Annotated in this window: 11 protein-coding genes; 6 read left to right on the top strand and 5 right to left on the bottom strand. The window is 52.0% G+C overall.

All coding sequences use genetic code 11. From position 1 onward, the window contains the following. Positions 1-154: 154 nt before the first annotated feature. The 6 genes from atoS (at position 155) to atoB (ending at position 7,405) form a co-directional block, all read left to right on the top strand. A complete protein-coding gene (atoS, locus tag ACJHYO_RS13760; RefSeq protein ID WP_001296244.1) occupies positions 155-1,981 on the top strand; it encodes a two-component system sensor histidine kinase AtoS in 1,827 nt (608 codons plus the stop codon). Further along, positions 1,978-3,363, top strand: coding sequence for an acetoacetate metabolism transcriptional regulator AtoC (gene atoC, locus ACJHYO_RS13755; RefSeq protein ID WP_410232491.1), 1,386 nt, complete (start codon positions 1,978-1,980; stop codon positions 3,361-3,363). The genes atoS and atoC overlap by 4 nt, the downstream gene beginning before the upstream one ends. 195 nt (positions 3,364-3,558) lie before the next feature. Next, the gene (gene atoD / locus ACJHYO_RS13750) at positions 3,559-4,221 is read left to right on the top strand and encodes an acetate CoA-transferase subunit alpha (protein WP_000850538.1); all 663 of its coding nucleotides are present in this window, start codon (positions 3,559-3,561) and stop codon (positions 4,219-4,221) included. Then, positions 4,221-4,871: an acetate CoA-transferase subunit beta gene (gene atoA, locus ACJHYO_RS13745; RefSeq protein ID WP_000339055.1), complete on the top strand. Its 651-nt coding sequence runs from the start codon at positions 4,221-4,223 to the stop codon at positions 4,869-4,871. Before atoD ends, atoA begins: the two co-directional genes overlap by 1 nt. After that, positions 4,868-6,190, top strand: coding sequence for a TIGR00366 family protein (locus tag ACJHYO_RS13740; protein WP_000580275.1), 1,323 nt, complete (start codon positions 4,868-4,870; stop codon positions 6,188-6,190). The genes atoA and ACJHYO_RS13740 overlap by 4 nt, the downstream gene beginning before the upstream one ends. Positions 6,191-6,220: 30 nt before the next feature. Further along, positions 6,221-7,405: an acetyl-CoA acetyltransferase gene (gene atoB, locus ACJHYO_RS13735; protein WP_085455446.1), complete on the top strand. Its 1,185-nt coding sequence runs from the start codon at positions 6,221-6,223 to the stop codon at positions 7,403-7,405. A 73-nt stretch (positions 7,406-7,478) separates the two neighbouring features. Here atoB and ACJHYO_RS13730 read toward each other — a convergent pair whose 3' ends face one another. From ACJHYO_RS13730 to ACJHYO_RS13710, 5 genes are read right to left on the bottom strand one after another with little or no spacing between them, the layout of a single operon-like run. Further along, on the bottom strand, positions 7,479-8,255 hold the full coding sequence (locus tag ACJHYO_RS13730) for a YfaP family protein (protein WP_001225879.1): 777 nt from the start codon (positions 8,253-8,255) through the stop codon (positions 7,479-7,481). A 4-nt stretch (positions 8,256-8,259) separates the two neighbouring features. After that, positions 8,260-9,909 carry a YfaQ family protein gene (locus ACJHYO_RS13725; RefSeq protein ID WP_001104800.1) on the bottom strand — a complete coding sequence of 550 codons (1,650 nt, stop codon included), beginning with the start codon at positions 9,907-9,909 and terminating at the stop codon, positions 8,260-8,262. Next, on the bottom strand, positions 9,910-14,424 hold the full coding sequence (locus ACJHYO_RS13720; protein WP_179216084.1) for an alpha-2-macroglobulin family protein: 4,515 nt from the start codon (positions 14,422-14,424) through the stop codon (positions 9,910-9,912). A 23-nt stretch (positions 14,425-14,447) separates the two neighbouring features. Then, on the bottom strand, positions 14,448-15,071 hold the full coding sequence (locus ACJHYO_RS13715; RefSeq protein WP_001297934.1) for a DUF1175 domain-containing protein: 624 nt from the start codon (positions 15,069-15,071) through the stop codon (positions 14,448-14,450). Beyond that, positions 15,068-16,756 (bottom strand): DUF2138 domain-containing protein, encoded by a 1,689-nt coding sequence (locus tag ACJHYO_RS13710; RefSeq protein WP_000012319.1) that lies wholly within the window; start codon positions 16,754-16,756, stop codon positions 15,068-15,070. The genes ACJHYO_RS13715 and ACJHYO_RS13710 overlap by 4 nt, the downstream gene beginning before the upstream one ends. Between the last annotated feature and the right edge of the window lie 6 nt (positions 16,757-16,762).

Genomic DNA, 16,762 nt, shown 5'->3' with positions numbered 1-16,762 from the left:
CCGCCTCAGGTGACCGATGGAGTGTGGTTAAGGTAGCGGTAAAAGCGTGTTACCGCAATGTTCTCTCTTCTCTGGAATATGATACACCGCCGAGAAATCATCACCTTAACCTCTGATAATCGTCATATACCGGACAAGACTAGTGGATTTCAGCATGCATTATATGAAGTGGATTTATCCACGCCGCTTACGCAATCAAATGATCCTGATGGCAATCCTGATGGTCATTGTCCCAACGCTTACTATTGGTTATATCGTAGAAACGGAAGGACGTTCAGCAGTCTTATCTGAAAAAGAGAAAAAACTTTCTGCCGTGGTCAACCTGCTTAATCAGGCGCTAGGCAATCGCTACGATCTCTACATCGACTTACCGCGTGAGGAGCGTATCCGCGCATTAAATGCAGAACTTGCCCCCATTACCGAAAATATCACTCACGCCTTCCCTGGCATCGGCGCTGGTTATTACAACAAAACGCTGGATGCGATAATCACCTACGCGCCTTCAGCGCTATATCAGAATAATGTGGGCGTTACCATTGCCGCAGATCACCCTGGTCGCGAAGTCATGCGTACAAATACCCCTTTGGTTTATTCAGGCAGGCAGGTGCGCGGCGATATTTTGAATTCAATGATTCCCATTGAGCGTAATGGTGAAATCCTCGGCTATATCTGGGCCAATGAATTAACCGAAGATATTCGCCGCCAGGCCTGGAAAATGGATGTGAGGATTATCATTGTGCTCACCGCCGGTTTGCTGATAAGCCTGCTGTTGATTGTCCTTTTCTCCCGTCGCCTGAGCGCCAATATAGATATCATCACCGATGGCCTCTCGACTCTGGCTCAAAATATTCCCACTCGATTACCACAATTGCCCGGTGAAATGGGGCAAATCAGTCAGAGTGTTAACAACCTCGCCCAGGCACTGCGTGAAACGCGAACACTTAACGATCTGATTATTGAAAACGCTGCCGATGGCGTCATTGCCATTGACCGCCAGGGTGATGTAACCACCATGAACCCAGCAGCAGAAGTCATCACTGGCTATCAACGTCATGAACTGGTAGGGCAGCCTTACTCCATGTTGTTCGACAATACTCAGTTCTACAGTCCCGTACTGGATACGCTGGAACATGGCACCGAACATGTAGCACTGGAGATCAGTTTTCCAGGCCGTGACCGCACCATTGAACTCAGTGTCACGACCAGTCGTATTCATAACACGCACGGTGAAATGATAGGTGCTTTGGTGATTTTCTCTGATTTAACTGCCCGCAAAGAAACCCAGCGCCGCATGGCGCAAGCAGAACGCCTCGCCACACTGGGTGAGCTGATGGCTGGCGTGGCGCATGAAGTACGTAATCCGTTAACGGCTATTCGTGGTTATGTACAGATCTTGCGCCAACAAACCCGTGACCCAATACATCAGGAATATCTGTCCGTAGTACTCAAAGAAATCGATTCAATTAACAAAGTTATTCAGCAATTGCTCGAATTTTCACGTCCACGCCACAGTCAATGGCAACAAGTCAGCCTCAATGCATTGGTTGAAGAAACTCTGGTACTGGTACAAACCGCCGGCGTACAAGCGCGGGTCGACTTCATAAGCGAACTGGATAATGAATTAAGCCCGATTAACGCCGATCGTGAACTGCTCAAACAGGTACTACTGAATATCCTGATCAATGCCGTCCAGGCTATCAGTGCACGAGGGAAAATTCGCATTCGAACCTGGCAGTATAGCGACTCGCAACAGGCCATTTCGATAGAGGACAACGGCAGTGGCATTGATCTCTCGCTGCAAAAAAAGATCTTCGATCCCTTTTTCACTACCAAAGCCTCAGGAACCGGGCTTGGTCTGGCGTTAAGTCAACGCATCATTAATGCCCATCAGGGTGATATTCGCGTCGCCAGTTTGCCGGGCTACGGCGCAACCTTCACGCTTATTTTACCGATCAACCCGCAGGGAAATCAGACTGTATGACTGCTATTAATCGCATCCTTATTGTGGATGATGAAGATAATGTTCGCCGTATGCTGAGCACCGCTTTTGCACTACAAGGATTCGAAACACATTGTGCGAACAACGGGCGCACAGCATTACACCTGTTTGCCGATATTCACCCTGACGTGGTGTTGATGGATATCCGCATGCCAGAGATGGACGGCATCAAGGCACTAAAGGAGATGCGCAGCCATGAGACCCGGACACCCGTTATTCTGATGACGGCCTATGCTGAAGTGGAAACCGCCGTCGAAGCACTACGCTGCGGAGCCTTCGACTATGTTATCAAACCGTTTGATCCCGATGAGTTGAATTTAATCGTTCAGCGCGCTTTACAACTCCAGTCAATGAAAAAAGAGATCCGTCATCTGCACCAGGCACTGAGCACCAGCTGGCAATGGGGGCACATTCTCACCAACAGCCCGGCGATGATGGACATCTGCAAAGACACCGCCAAAATTGCCCTTTCTCAGGCCAGCGTCTTGATTAGCGGTGAAAGCGGCACTGGGAAAGAGTTGATTGCCAGAGCGATTCACTACAATTCGCGGCGGGCAAAGGGGCCGTTCATTAAAGTCAACTGCGCGGCGCTGCCGGAATCGTTGCTCGAAAGTGAACTGTTTGGTCATGAAAAAGGTGCATTTACTGGTGCACAAACCTTGCGTCAGGGATTATTTGAACGTGCCAACGAAGGTACTCTGCTCCTCGACGAAATTGGCGAAATGCCGCTGGTACTGCAAGCCAAATTACTACGCATTCTGCAGGAACGGGAATTTGAACGGATTGGCGGCCATCAGACCATAAAAGTTGATATCCGCATCATTGCTGCCACCAACCGCGACTTGCAGGCAATGGTGAAAGAAGGCACCTTCCGTGAAGATCTCTTTTATCGCCTTAACGTTATTCATTTAATACTGCCGCCTCTGCGCGATCGCCGGGAAGATATTTCCCTGTTAGCTAATCACTTTTTGCAAAAATTCAGTAGTGAGAATCAGCGCGATATTATCGACATCGATCCGATGGCAATGTCACTGCTTACCGCCTGGTCATGGCCGGGAAATATTCGAGAGCTTTCCAACGTTATTGAACGCGCCGTCGTGATGAATTCAGGCCCGATCATTTTTTCTGAGGATCTTCCGCCGCAGATTCGTCAGCCAGTCTGTAATGCTGGTGAAGCAAAAACAGCCCCTGTCGGTGAGCGTAATTTAAAAGAGGAAATTAAACGCGTCGAAAAACGCATCATTATGGAAGTGCTGGAACAACAAGAAGGAAACCGAACCCGCACTGCTTTAATGCTGGGCATCAGTCGCCGTGCATTGATGTATAAACTCCAGGAATACGGTATCGATCCGGCGGATGTATAACGCCAAAACTTGCTATGCAGAAATTTGCACAGTGCGCAATTTTCTGCATAGCCGCTCATTCTCCTTATGAATCCCCATCTAATTTATCCTTTTCTATTCAATTAGTTAAATAACAACATTCAATAATCTCATTCTGGCACTCCCCTTGCTATTCCCTGACTGTACCCACAACGGTGTATGCAAGAGGGATAAAAAATGAAAACAAAATTGATGACATTACAAGACGCCACCGGCTTCTTTCGTGACGGCATGACCATCATGGTGGGCGGATTTATGGGGATTGGCACTCCATCCCGCCTGGTTGAAGCATTACTGGAATCTGGTGTTCGCGACCTGACATTGATAGCCAATGATACCGCGTTTGTTGATACAGGCATCGGTCCGCTCATCGTCAATGGTCGAGTCCGCAAAGTGATTGCTTCACATATCGGCACCAACCCGGAAACAGGTCGGCGCATGATATCTGGTGAGATGGACGTCGTTCTGGTGCCGCAAGGTACGCTAATCGAGCAAATTCGCTGTGGCGGAGCTGGACTTGGTGGTTTTCTCACCCCAACTGGTGTCGGCACCGTCGTAGAGGAAGGCAAACAGACACTGACACTCGACGGTAAAACCTGGCTGCTCGAACGCCCGCTGCGCGCCGACCTGGCGCTAATTCGCGCTCATCGTTGCGACACACTTGGCAACCTGACCTATCACCTTAGCGCCCGCAACTTTAACCCCCTGATAGCCCTTGCGGCTGATATCACGCTGGTAGAGCCGGATGAACTGGTCGAAACCGGCGAGCTGCAACCTGACCATATTGTCACCCCTGGTGCCGTTATCGACCACATCATCGTTTCACAGGAGAGCAAATAATGGATGCGAAACAACGTATTGCGCGCCGTGTGGCGCAAGAGCTTCGTGATGGTGACATCGTTAACTTAGGGATCGGTTTACCCACAATGGTCGCCAATTATTTACCGGAGGGTATTCATATCACTCTGCAATCAGAAAACGGCTTCCTCGGTTTAGGCCCGGTCACAACAGCGCATCCAGATCTGGTGAACGCTGGCGGACAACCGTGCGGCATTTTACCCGGCGCAGCCATGTTTGATAGCGCCATGTCATTTGCGCTAATCCGTGGCGGTCATATTGATGCCTGCGTGCTCGGTGGTTTGCAAGTAGACGAAGAAGCAAACCTCGCGAACTGGGTAGTGCCTGGGAAAATGGTGCCCGGTATGGGGGGCGCGATGGATCTGGTGACCGGGTCGCGCAAAGTGATCATCGCCATGGAACATTGCGCCAAAGATGGTTCAGCAAAAATTTTGCGCCGCTGCACCATGCCACTCACTGCGCAACATGCGGTGCATATGCTGGTTACTGAACTGGCTGTCTTTCGTTTTATTGACGGCAAAATGTGGCTCACCGAAATTGCCGACGGGTGTGATTTAGCCACCGTGCGTGCCAAAACAGAAGCTCGGTTTGAAGTCGCTGCCGATCTGAATACGCAACGGGGTGATTTATGATTGGTCGCATATCGCGTTTTATGACGCGTTTTGTCAGCCGGTGGCTTCCCGATCCACTGATCTTTGCCATGTTGCTGACATTGCTAACATTCGTGATCGCGCTTTGGTTAACACCACAAACGCCGATCAGCATGGTGAAAATGTGGGGTGACGGTTTCTGGAACTTGCTGGCGTTTGGTATGCAGATGGCGCTTATCATCGTTACCGGTCATGCCCTTGCCAGCTCCGCGCCGGTGAAAAGTTTGCTGCGTACTGCCGCCTCCGCCGCAAAGACGCCCGTACAGGGCGTCATGCTGGTTACTTTCTTCGGTTCAGTTGCTTGTGTCATCAACTGGGGATTTGGTTTGGTTGTCGGTGCAATGTTCGCCCGTGAAGTCGCCCGGCGAGTACCCGGTTCTGATTATCCGTTGCTCATTGCCTGCGCCTACATTGGTTTTCTCACCTGGGGTGGCGGTTTCTCTGGCTCAATGCCTCTGTTGGCTGCAACACCGGGCAACCCGGTTGAGCATATCGCCGGGCTGATCCCGGTGGGCGATACTCTGTTCAGTGGTTTTAATATTTTCATCACTGTGGCGTTGATTGTGGTGATGCCATTTATCACCCGCATGATGATGCCAAAACCGTCTGACGTGGTGAGTATCGATCCGAAACTACTCATGGAAGAGGCTGATTTTCAAAAGCAACTACCGAAAGATGCTCCACCGTCCGAGCGACTGGAAGAAAGCCGTATTCTGACGTTGATCATCGGCGCACTCGGTATCGCTTACCTGGCGATGTACTTCAGCGAACATGGCTTCAACATCACCATCAATACCGTCAACCTGATGTTTATGATTGCGGGTCTGCTGCTACATAAAACGCCAATGGCTTATATGCGTGCTATCAGCGCGGCAGCACGCAGTACTGCCGGTATTCTGGTGCAATTCCCCTTCTACGCTGGGATCCAACTGATGATGGAGCATTCCGGTCTGGGCGGACTCATTACCGAATTCTTCATCAATGTTGCGAACAAAGACACCTTCCCGGTAATGACCTTTTTTAGTTCTGCACTGATTAACTTCGCCGTTCCGTCTGGCGGCGGTCACTGGGTTATTCAGGGACCTTTCGTGATACCCGCAGCCCAGGCGCTGGGCGCTGATCTCGGTAAATCGGTAATGGCGATCGCCTACGGCGAGCAATGGATGAACATGGCACAACCATTCTGGGCGCTGCCAGCACTGGCAATCGCCGGACTCGGTGTCCGCGACATCATGGGCTATTGCATCACTGCCCTGCTCTTCTCCGGCGTCATTTTCGTCATTGGTTTAACGCTGTTCTGACGGCAACCCTACAGACAGAAGGAATAAAAAATGAAAAATTGTGTCATCGTCAGTGCGGTACGTACTGCTATCGGTAGTTTTAACGGTTCACTCGCTTCCACCAGCGCCATCGACCTGGGGGCGACAGTAATTAAAGCCGCCATTGAACGTGCAAAAATCGATTCACTACACATTGATGAAGTGATTATGGGTAACGTGTTGCAAGCCGGGTTGGGGCAAAATCCGGCACGTCAGGCACTGTTAAAAAGCGGGCTGGCAGAAACGGTGTGCGGATTCACGGTCAATAAAGTGTGTGGTTCGGGTCTTAAAAGTGTGGCGCTTGCCACCCAGGCAATTCAGGCAGGTCAGGCGCAAAGCATTGTGGCGGGGGGTATGGAAAATATGAGTTTAGCGCCCTACTTACTCGATGCAAAAGCACGCTCTGGTTATCGTCTTGGAGACGGACAGGTTTATGACGTAATCCTGCGCGATGGTCTGATGTGCGCCACCCATGGTTATCATATGGGGATTACCGCCGAGAACGTGGCCAAAGAGTACGGAATTACCCGAGAAATGCAGGATGAACTGGCGCTACATTCACAGCGTAAAGCGGCAGCCGCAATTGAGTCCGGTGCTTTTACAGCCGAAATCGTCCCGGTAAATGTTGTCACTCGGAAGAAAACCTTCGTCTTCAGTCAAGACGAATTCCCGAAAGCGGATTCTACGGCTGAAGCGTTAGGCGCATTGCGCCCGGCCTTCGATAAAGCAGGAACAGTCACCGCTGGGAACGCGTCAGGTATTAACGACGGTGCTGCCGCTCTGGTGATTATGGAAGAATCTGCGGCGCTGGCAGCAGGCCTGAATCCCCTGGCACGCATTAAAAGTTATGCCAGCGGTGGCGTGCCCCCCGCATTGATGGGTATGGGGCCAGTACCTGCCACGCAAAAAGCGTTACAACTGGCGGGGCTGCAACTGGCGGATATTGATCTCATTGAGGCTAATGAAGCATTTGCTGCACAGTTCCTTGCCGTTGGGAAAACCCTGGGCTTTGATCCTGAGAAAGTGAATGTCAACGGCGGGGCCATCGCGCTGGGGCATCCTATCGGTGCCAGTGGTGCTCGTATTCTGGTCACACTATTACATGCAATGCAGGCACGCGATAAAACGCTGGGGCTGGCAACACTGTGCATTGGTGGCGGCCAGGGAATTGCGATGGTGATTGAGCGGTTGAATTAACCAATAAAAACGCCCGATAGCGAAAGTTATCGGGCGTTTTCTTGAACATCGACGGCGAAGGTAACCCCATTAATCACCAGTCAAAACTTTTCACCAGCGTCAGCTCGCCAGCATTACGCATCGGTACAATAAATGTTTCCTGTTTCTCATTGACCGATCCTTCATCGGTGATCAGCGTCAGTTGGGCGGTGGTTAATTCCGTTTCGCTGCGTCCGCCATAGTAGTTGATATACACCTGATAGCGCCCGTGAACTGGCGCTGGCATGGCGAAAATCTCGGGTCCGTACCCTGTCGTGACATCCATATCCAGTGCGCCACTGTTTTTCAGCACGGTGTTACCGTACCAGGCATGTTCACCGTCAGGCGTAACGACATGAAGATCGAGGTCGGTATTGTCCGTATCCCACGAGAGAACCAGCCGTAAACGCGCGCGAATTGCTCCAGCACCCGGCGTTGAGTAAAACTGCATTTTTTGTCGGCTTTGCCCATCTGGGCTGATGACCTGCACGCTGTTGCTGCCTTCAGTGAAAATATAAGGGCGTGCAAAAGAACCATCTGATTCAATTCTCTGCGGCATACTGGCACCGTTGACCACCAGCCGGCCCTGCTGAACTTTACCCGCCGCAGCATAATTCTTTATTTTGCCGCGGATCTGCGCTGAGATATTTTGATCATCTGCCATGTTGACGGACGACGCCGGGTAATTGATCGTTTGTGAAAAACTGGCATCTTCACCCTCTGCCGGATGCCAGCCAGAGAGCGGTGCATCAATCTCGACTTCCTGCACACCTTCACTGTGAGCGACAGGCGAAAGCGCCACCAGTAACAACGGAAGAAAAATCTTTCGCATAGCATTAGTCCATTAATAATTGTCGGGTCAGCGTTTCGATATAGTTCTCATCAAGCCCGGTGGGATAACCATCAAAGGCCAGGTGCAGATACTCATGGGTTAAATCCAGCCGATCCTGAAGCGTAAAGAAGTTACGAATAAACAGCCGTTTCTGCTGCCGATCGGTATAGGGGAAACCTGAGACTAAGCGGCAGACCGCAAACACGTCAGGTTCGTTATACCCCATTTCATCTTGTAACACGCGCCGCCACTGCGGCATTTTTTTCGCCAGCCAGGCTTTCGCTTTGGGTAATAACTGGCAGGTTGAGCGTGGCGCTCCCCAGCGGCTAAGGTTGTTGTCGGGATAAGCAAACGCAAGTATCTGATCATAACGCTCTCCCTGCCCCGCCTGGGCAGTAGCGTGCCGCCAGGAAAGCGTCCCTTCGGTAACCCGGCTGCCATGATAATGAACCGGATCGCCCGCATAGATGAGATCCTGCGTCCAGGCGGTCATCGTCCGCGCGCCTACAGTGGCTGGCGAAGCTGAAACGCGCTGGGTAGCGCTACTGTCCGGGATGCTCAGGCAATCACCATCGCGATCGGCGTTTTGCTGTAAATACGTGCGAATCGCCACGGTCATGGCTTTCGCTGCCTCAGGAGGCGTACTTTTCGCCTCGCGATCCAGAACTCTGGCAACGTACTCTTCACGATCGAGATGCGACTGTAATTTCAGTTTGCCCTTTACCGTCAGTAACGTTGTCTCACCGTGGCTGACAAATGTCATGTGGTTACCATTGGCAAACGTCACACGATAGCGCCCATTGAGCACGCCTGGTTTGACTGCCGTCGTACTCTTTTCCTCAGTAACTTTCTTCAGCGGATAACGAGCAAACAGATCCACCAACACACATTGCCCACTGGCAACCTGCGTCGGCACTGGCAAAACCCGATTAAGCGCCGTCGCATAACGGGTCAGTACCGTTTTGCTGGTGCCACTGCCAGTAACCCACAGCGGTGTACCATCGGTTAACCAGCCAGCAAAACCACCCTGACGGATTTCCTGTTTATCATCGGCAAACCAACTCCAGGTTTTCACCCGTACCCGACTACCGAGCATGGATGCGACACCGATTTTCGCCTCGTCCAGCACCACATCCAGTAAGACTTCCTGAGCTTTGTTTTGCGCAGGTAATGTCGCTAATGAATCAAGCAGCGATTTAACCGTTACCGAGGTTTCTGGCTTCAGTGTAGTAAGAGACGCTAACCACGCAGGTGCCTGACGCTGTTGCCAGTATTGCCCCCACATATCTGCGCCAATATGCAACCGCTGCGGCGCAAAATAGAGTCCACAGGAACGTACCAGCGCGGAATCGCGCGTTATGCTCTCCCCAGCCTGACAACAATAAACCTCTTCCGGGGAGTTGCCGCGACACTGGTATGGCTGCTCCGGTTGATGGGTATCCTCCAGCCAGGCGTAAATATACAGTTTCCACAAACTCCCTAATGGCGTGGTGAGCGTGTCAGGTAATACCGAGACTTTGGTCACGCCTGATGACGACAGCTGATACAGTTGATCGTGCTGCGCGCCCCGCAGCGCCAGTTGTAACGGCGTCTCCTCCGCAAGCGTTGGCAGAGTTACCAACGCCAATAGCCAGACGATTCTGTACCAGTTCACTTATTTCACCTGCATCCCGATCCATTCGCTCCCTGGCGCAACACTTTGCTGTGCAGGTGCATAGGAACGCACATAACGAGCAGGAGGCAGAACGAATTGCCCTTTTTGCGAGAAGCGCAGCAAATGGCGGAAAGTGACCGTTCCCGTCAGTTCTTTCACCGGCACCATATAGGCCAGTTCGCCCATTTCATTACGCGCTTTTTCCAGCAATTGCCCCTGCTGTTTTCCAGCGTTAGGTTTATTGACCGAAATGCCCCATGTTGTGCGCTCAACGTCGGCTCCCGGCGGGAGCGGTACTTCCACCTGACCATAGCGCAGAACTGCATCCTGCTCGCTGGTAAGCGTAATTTCATCGAGATACAGCGCATCGCTGTCAATCTCATTGCTGGTCACCGGCTGCAGAGTAAAGCTCATCTCTTCTTCACCGGGGATAAGCCGATACAACTGGCGTTCAACGGTCACCGGAATGTTACTTTGTTGAGCCGTTTTTGCCGGTTCACGCCAGCGGACCTGCACATTTTGCGGCGATAATTCGTCACCAAAAGAGAGAATGTCCGGCACGCCCTGACCAACCCAACGCCAGTATTCGCCCCCTCCAGTTAACTTATGTTTGGCCCATGCGCCCGCAGGCGCAGGCAAAACAACTGGAGGCATTGTCGCCATATATTTCGCCAGCCAGTTCATGGCCAGCGCGCGCTCAATAGTAGATTGCTCAGCGGTCAAACCACTTAAAATAGCAGCCGCCTGGGTAGCGTCGCCCCCGCTATTGAGCAGCACAACCGTGTGCGCCAGCGGCTGATTGCTGTTTGCCGCTTTATCCCACGCATATTGCTGAACCTGTGGCATCACAGTGGACTTCAACTGCGCTTTTTTCAGCAACGTCATGGTTAAGACGTTTGCCACCGCATCTGCCAGTGGAGATTCAGGTGTATCGAGGATCATGCTGTCATTGATATCGCTGGTGTCTGCCTCAGAGAAATCTTTAGTTTTAGTTCCGCGCCGGGCGATAGCTTCATCCAACCCTTTCAACAACGTTTTGCACGGCAGATTCATCTCCTGTGCCCACGCCAGCACCAGCGCCCGATGCAATAACGGCATGTTGTCCGCCTGCTCGGCATAACTGTCGAGCATATGTTGCCAGTATTCCGGTTGCTGCGTTACGCCGAGCGCCTGGCTGGCCTGCCAGTCGGCGTACCATGCCCATGCCGTGAGGAAGGCGTCGCCATTGCCATCTTCACCCCACCAGGTAAAGCGCGCTCCGGGCCCCGCCAGTTGCATCAGCCGCAGACGGTTATCCTGAATCATCTGACGAATGTCGTTAGCGGCGGCACTTTGATGATCGGCAAGCGAACGCCAGGCGAGACTGAGCGGGATCAGACGGCTACCGGTGTTGATCACGCCACCCCACGGTTCATCGACTAACGCATCAAGATTGTTACGGAAAATCTCCTGCGGCGTTTCGCTACTTTGCAACCGGATATTACTCGCCTGCTCGGGCAACATCAGCGCATTATCGCCACCGCCGAGCATGACATTTTTCTGCTGTTCAACGGGCCAGCTGTTATCCACAAAAGACAGTTTTGTGCTAATGCTGTCCTGTACTTGCCCATTTTGTTGCAGTTCTGCACTTAACAAGCCAGATTGCTGAATATTCTGCGTCAGCGAAATATAATTCGCCCCTTTGTGCAGCGTCAGCGTCTGGCGCATCTCAGCACCTGCAAATTTAGTCACCAGCGCCACCGGTTCGTTGTCCTGCTGACTGAAGATAAACAGTCCTGCCGCCGGTTTGTCGCCCATGCGATACACCGTTGGCATACTCCATTTCATGTAGAGACTTTTTTCCGAACGCAGATAAGCACGCCCCTGCCCGACCAGCCCGTCGCCGTTCATCCCACGCGCGGTGATGCGCCAGCGGGTTAACGAATCAGGCATCAGGAACGTGAAATACGCTTTGCCTTGTTTATCGGTTGTGAGTGACGGCATCCAGGCCGCGGTATCCACCTCTTCACGCCGTGGACGTTCCAGCATTTTTACTCGCCGCTCGCTGCGGTTAGTCGCGCCAGGCGCAACCGGCTCGCTGGAGAGCGCCTGATCATAGCTGATAAATGACAGGCTGGAGCTGGTACGCACATTGTTACGCCCCAGCGGATAGAAAAATTTGCCGATATTCGGCGCGATTTCCGGTTGCAGCGCGTAGATCATTTCATCGACCACGCCTACCGTTAACTGCGCAGAAACAGGTTTACCTTTCAGCGACGAGGTTAATTCGACATTGACCAGTTCACCAGGCTGGTAATGGGTTTTGTCCGTTTTCACCCGGATATCCAGCTGGGGAACGGCAACTTTAATCCCGGCGTTCTGAAAACTGTACTGACCGTTACGGGTATACAGCACCGAAAAAGTGATGTTAGGCGCAAAGGAATTGCTCACCGGTACGCGGGCTTCATACTGGGTATCGTTTAAACGTTGTAGCGTTAGCCAGTTTGCCGGATGCGATAGCAGCGACTGCTGTTCCACGCGATCGCGTTCCAGCGTCAATAATGCTTCGTCAATTGGCTCCGGGAAGGTAATCAGCATCTTCGCGGTTTCGCCAGGCTGATACAGTGTTTTATCTGCCACGATATCTACCGTACCAGTATGCGACGTGCTGCCCTTACCGCTGACTGCATGGCTTAACCCGGCGAGAATTAAGCCGTCTTTATCGCGTAATGTCAGATTGTAGTTGCCAGGTTTAGCGAAATTGACGGTAAAGGATTTGCCGCCTGACGGTAGCTCTCCGCTGTGGCTCGTGCGGTCTTCGAGACGCAACCATTCATAAGTAACAGGAACCTGTTTTGAAGATTCCAGCGCGGCATAACGGAACACAACCGACTCGCCGCTATTACTGTATTGTGCGGCGGTACTTAAAGAGTAATGCGCCAGGCCACGTTCAATGAGGATCTCTTTGGTGGTGGTAACTCGATACGCCGCGCCGTCACTGGCGGAGACGGTTAACAAATAACGGCTCGGTTTATCGGCGGCGGGGAGATTCAACGCCACATGACCATTATCGTCGGAAACCGTTTCACTGCCTTCCAGCGACACCGGGAAACGTCCGGCATAACGCAAATCGTTACCAACCATTGATAATTGCTGAGCGCGCAAACTTAACTGCACGCGGGCATTTTTTACCGGCTCGCCATCCGGGTAGAGCAGTTGCAGTTTGCCGCTGACTGCTTCGCCAGTTTTGAACTCTTTTTTATCGAGAGCTAAACCAATCTCAAAATGGGGTTTGATGTAGTTTGCCACGCGAAAACTGCTGCTATAGACCTGTTTGCGGTAAGCAAGACGTAACTCATAACCTCCGGCGACGGCATTTTCTGGCAGGCGGAAACTCCCCTGCCCGCCATTACGCGCATCCAGCGTGACATTGACGGTTTGCAACAGACTGCCGTTGGCGTCCAGCACCGAAAGCTTCGCCGGTGCGCTGACGATGGGGGATGAATGCAACGGATCGTGGAACTCGCGGCCCATCACTTTAACATCGACACGATCGCCTGCGCGATATAGCGGGCGATCGGTAAAGATATACAAGCGGGTGTTGTAGATTTCGCTTTCGTAGAAAAAGTTCTCGGAGACAAAAACGCCGCCTTCAGCATCCTTACCCAGAATATATGAACGTTCTGGCGATATATGTTGTAACTGCAAGGTACCGCTGCCATCGGTCACACCGCGGGTCATCACGCCAAGACCGTCAGTCCACAAGATCTCTGAGCCGGGCTTCGCTTCACCCTGTTTTTTCCCCGCGGTCCACACCAGAAGCTCGTTACCTGACACTTTGCTAAGCGCCACGGTATCGGAAACAAACACCACCGTCGTCGCCCGATACCCACCCACCATCGCCTCGACGAGGTACAGTCCCGGCTCTTGTTTGCCGAGAGGAATATAGATGTTGCCCGGCTGCGGCGAAATGAAATTGCTGGATGCGCCTTCCAGTTTTACCCCTTGTTGCGGCTCGACCGGTTTAGCCTGCCATAGTGGGTAACGGAACTGTTCCACTAGTGGATATTTTTTCAGCGGTGAAAACTGGTTGTTCTGTACATAACGGGAAGGTTTAATAATGGCATTACCGAGCTGTAATTCGGGTAACGCCTGAGTCACATTCTGCCGTGACTGAGAAGAGAAAGTACGCTGCATCACGCGGCGAGATTTGCCGTACCAGTTATCCCACAGCCAGGTCAGCGTATTGTTCAGTCCGTCGCCCAGATATTGCGGTTGCACCACAATGCGATGCAGGTTTTTCTGCTGGCGCAAAAATGCCATCGGGTCAGGAATACGATACAGGCGAACGTCCACGCCGCCGTACTCTTCCATCTGATAGCGCCGATAATCACGCCCCGGCGCTTCCAGTCGCACTTTCGCCTCTTCACTGCTGCTAAAACTGCTGTCAGCGAGCAAAAAGAATGTTCCCCCGGCGGGCGGCACATAGTTACTGGAAGGAAGCGAATCATCAGCATTAGCAAGCCCTGTTCCCACAAGAGACAGGGACAAGCACGCTGCTATCGCGCCAGAAAATTTAAACGATAAATGCCAATGAAATTGGGATTGGAATCGTTGGGTATCCATCGGGTGTCCTTCCATGTCATAAGTTGTTGCAGACTGACTGCGCGCATTCCGTTGTCAGTTTTCGTGGCGCTTCCGGTGTGGTAGATGATGTAACGCCCCATCCAGACCATTAAGTGCTGGGCATCGCCCTGATCGAAAAAAATCATATCGCCAGGCAGTGCCTGGTTTATGTCCTGGCCAATAAACTGGCTGTTGTACTGAATCAAATTAATCGCGGTCACATAGGGGCCGGTTTTCCCATTCCCCTGATTCCAGTTTTGCGCCAGTTGACGCTGTTCAGGTGTTAGCGTCATCTCTGGCGGCAAATACTGGTTAGATAAACCGTTACTTTTTAGCCATTTACTGTCGTGAACTTTCAGCGCCTCGTTCGCCGCAAATCGCACCAGGCCCGCGCAATCCTGTTGATACCAGCGTGGGCTTGGCCCCTGGCGGAGCTGTTCCTGTGCAATGCGCACAAACCACGCGCGAAACAGCCCGGATTGTTCGACATTTAGCATTTCACTATGGGCAACAACACAATACAGCCAGCAAATCAGCACCAGCAGCCCGTGTCTCATAGCGGTTGCCAGGTTATGGGTAGCCACTGCCAGGCGGCACCGGGTTCCATCTGGGCCAGCTTCATGACATAACGCGGTTGTTGAGATAAAGCGTCCAGCTTCGGCATTAATAAAGTTTGTGCGGCGTTATAAAAAACCGGTTCGAGATTCTTCGGCAGACTGGTCAGCGTTTCGTTACGCAGCAGTTTCGCCATTCCTTGTGGATTGATATAGAGCGGAACGATGCCATCAGTGGGTATTACATCCACCATTGCCGGGCGGGTTTTATTCAGTGCTTGCAGGGCGTTATTAACCAGCGTGTCATCGAGGGAGAAAAGCAGCGTTTTGTTTTGCATCGCCAGCGACACGCGGAAAAAATAATCCGACATTAATTGATCGGGTTGCGCCGCCTGCGCTTTCGGATACTGACCGTATCGGGAACTCACTTCGCGACGCCAGATTTGCGCTTCGCCCTGCTGAGTCTGGCTTACCGGCAAAACACCTTCTGGCGCTTTGCTTTCGTGCGCACCAATATTTTGCGTAAACAGTTTCCCTGGCAATTGCGCCTGTTCGGCAGTGCCATCAAACTGACCAACAAATAGCGGGGTTTGTAATTTTGAGTCTTCATACCAGCACAGCCCGGCGCCACCGTCTAACGCCCCATTCAGCTTGTCGTTTTCCTGGCTGATGTGCGAAAGCATCTCTTCGGCAATACCGTGTGAATACGGCACCGCCACACAGAAGCTGGCTCCGGCAGGCATACTGTTCCATACCGGCGTAAAATCGAAACTGGCATCTACGCTGGCGGATTCATCGTTTAACGCCAGAAAACTGTGCCAGCCGTCGTTACCCATTTCGAAGCGCATGCCAGCAAAAGAAGGCACTAATCGCTGGTAGCCAAACCCCAGCAACCTGGCGCTGACCACGATGCGCTGGCGTACTGGCGTTTTTTCGGCAGTACGCGCTTCCAGGCCAAAGCTGGCTTGCCAGCGTTTTTTACCACTCAACAAATCACTTGCGATCGCCGTGGCTTCAGTATCCTGTTGGTCATCTTTAAACAGCATATCCGAACTGGAAAAAGCCAATATTTTGTCCTGATAAGTCGCAAACATCAGGACGTTATTGCCGTTATAGCGCAACTGATAAACAGGAATAGTTTCACTATTTATCTTGATGCTACTGATTTCCGTTTTACTTAACTGGCTGTCGCTGGTAGCGGCAAACAGCAATGGCTCCAGCAGCTTGCTTAAACCACTTCGCTGGATCAGCACCATATAATGAGAAAGATGGCCTTGTTTATCGTGCCACAGTGCCGCCTGCGCGGGCTGGTCTAAGAGTGACGAAAAGAGCTTATCTTTCAGCGTGAGATCGTGTTCATAGACAATGCGGCGAATGCTGCCTTCAATGCCCAGACGATCGGCATGATTCTGATAATAGAAAACGAAATCTTCGCTCAGAACATCGTGGAGAAACGGAATGGTAAGGAGATCTTTGGGAAGCTGGCTCAGAGAGTCGCTGTCGAGAAAGAGGTCCGGCTCATTGAGATCGATTTGCAGATTGTTGTGCACCACCAGTGGCGACAACGTTTTTTTTGGCCCACTGCCAGCATATTGCAACGCCCATACGCCAGCGGATAGCAGCGCTATTGCCCCAAAACCAACAAGGCCATAAAACCGCCAGCCTTTCGCCTTTTTTTCACCACTCATTGCCAC

The sequence above is a fragment of the Escherichia sp. WS1118 genome (genome assembly GCF_046487695.1).
GTDB classification, from domain to species: Bacteria; Pseudomonadota; Gammaproteobacteria; order Enterobacterales; family Enterobacteriaceae; genus Escherichia; species Escherichia coli.
This window is presented reverse-complemented; position numbering and strand designations above follow the sequence as displayed.

Coding starts and splice junctions, on each gene's coding strand:
- atoS (WP_001296244.1), top strand. CDS start 155: ATGCATTATATGAAGTGGATTTATCCACGCCGCTTACGCAATCAAATG.
- atoC (WP_410232491.1), top strand. CDS start 1,978: ATGACTGCTATTAATCGCATCCTTATTGTGGATGATGAAGATAATGTT.
- atoD (WP_000850538.1), top strand. CDS start 3,559: ATGAAAACAAAATTGATGACATTACAAGACGCCACCGGCTTCTTTCGT.
- atoA (WP_000339055.1), top strand. CDS start 4,221: ATGGATGCGAAACAACGTATTGCGCGCCGTGTGGCGCAAGAGCTTCGT.
- ACJHYO_RS13740 (WP_000580275.1), top strand. CDS start 4,868: ATGATTGGTCGCATATCGCGTTTTATGACGCGTTTTGTCAGCCGGTGG.
- atoB (WP_085455446.1), top strand. CDS start 6,221: ATGAAAAATTGTGTCATCGTCAGTGCGGTACGTACTGCTATCGGTAGT.
- ACJHYO_RS13730 (WP_001225879.1), bottom strand. CDS start 8,255: ATGCGAAAGATTTTTCTTCCGTTGTTACTGGTGGCGCTTTCGCCTGTC.
- ACJHYO_RS13715 (WP_001297934.1), bottom strand. CDS start 15,071: ATGAGACACGGGCTGCTGGTGCTGATTTGCTGGCTGTATTGTGTTGTT.
- ACJHYO_RS13710 (WP_000012319.1), bottom strand. CDS start 16,756: ATGAGTGGTGAAAAAAAGGCGAAAGGCTGGCGGTTTTATGGCCTTGTT.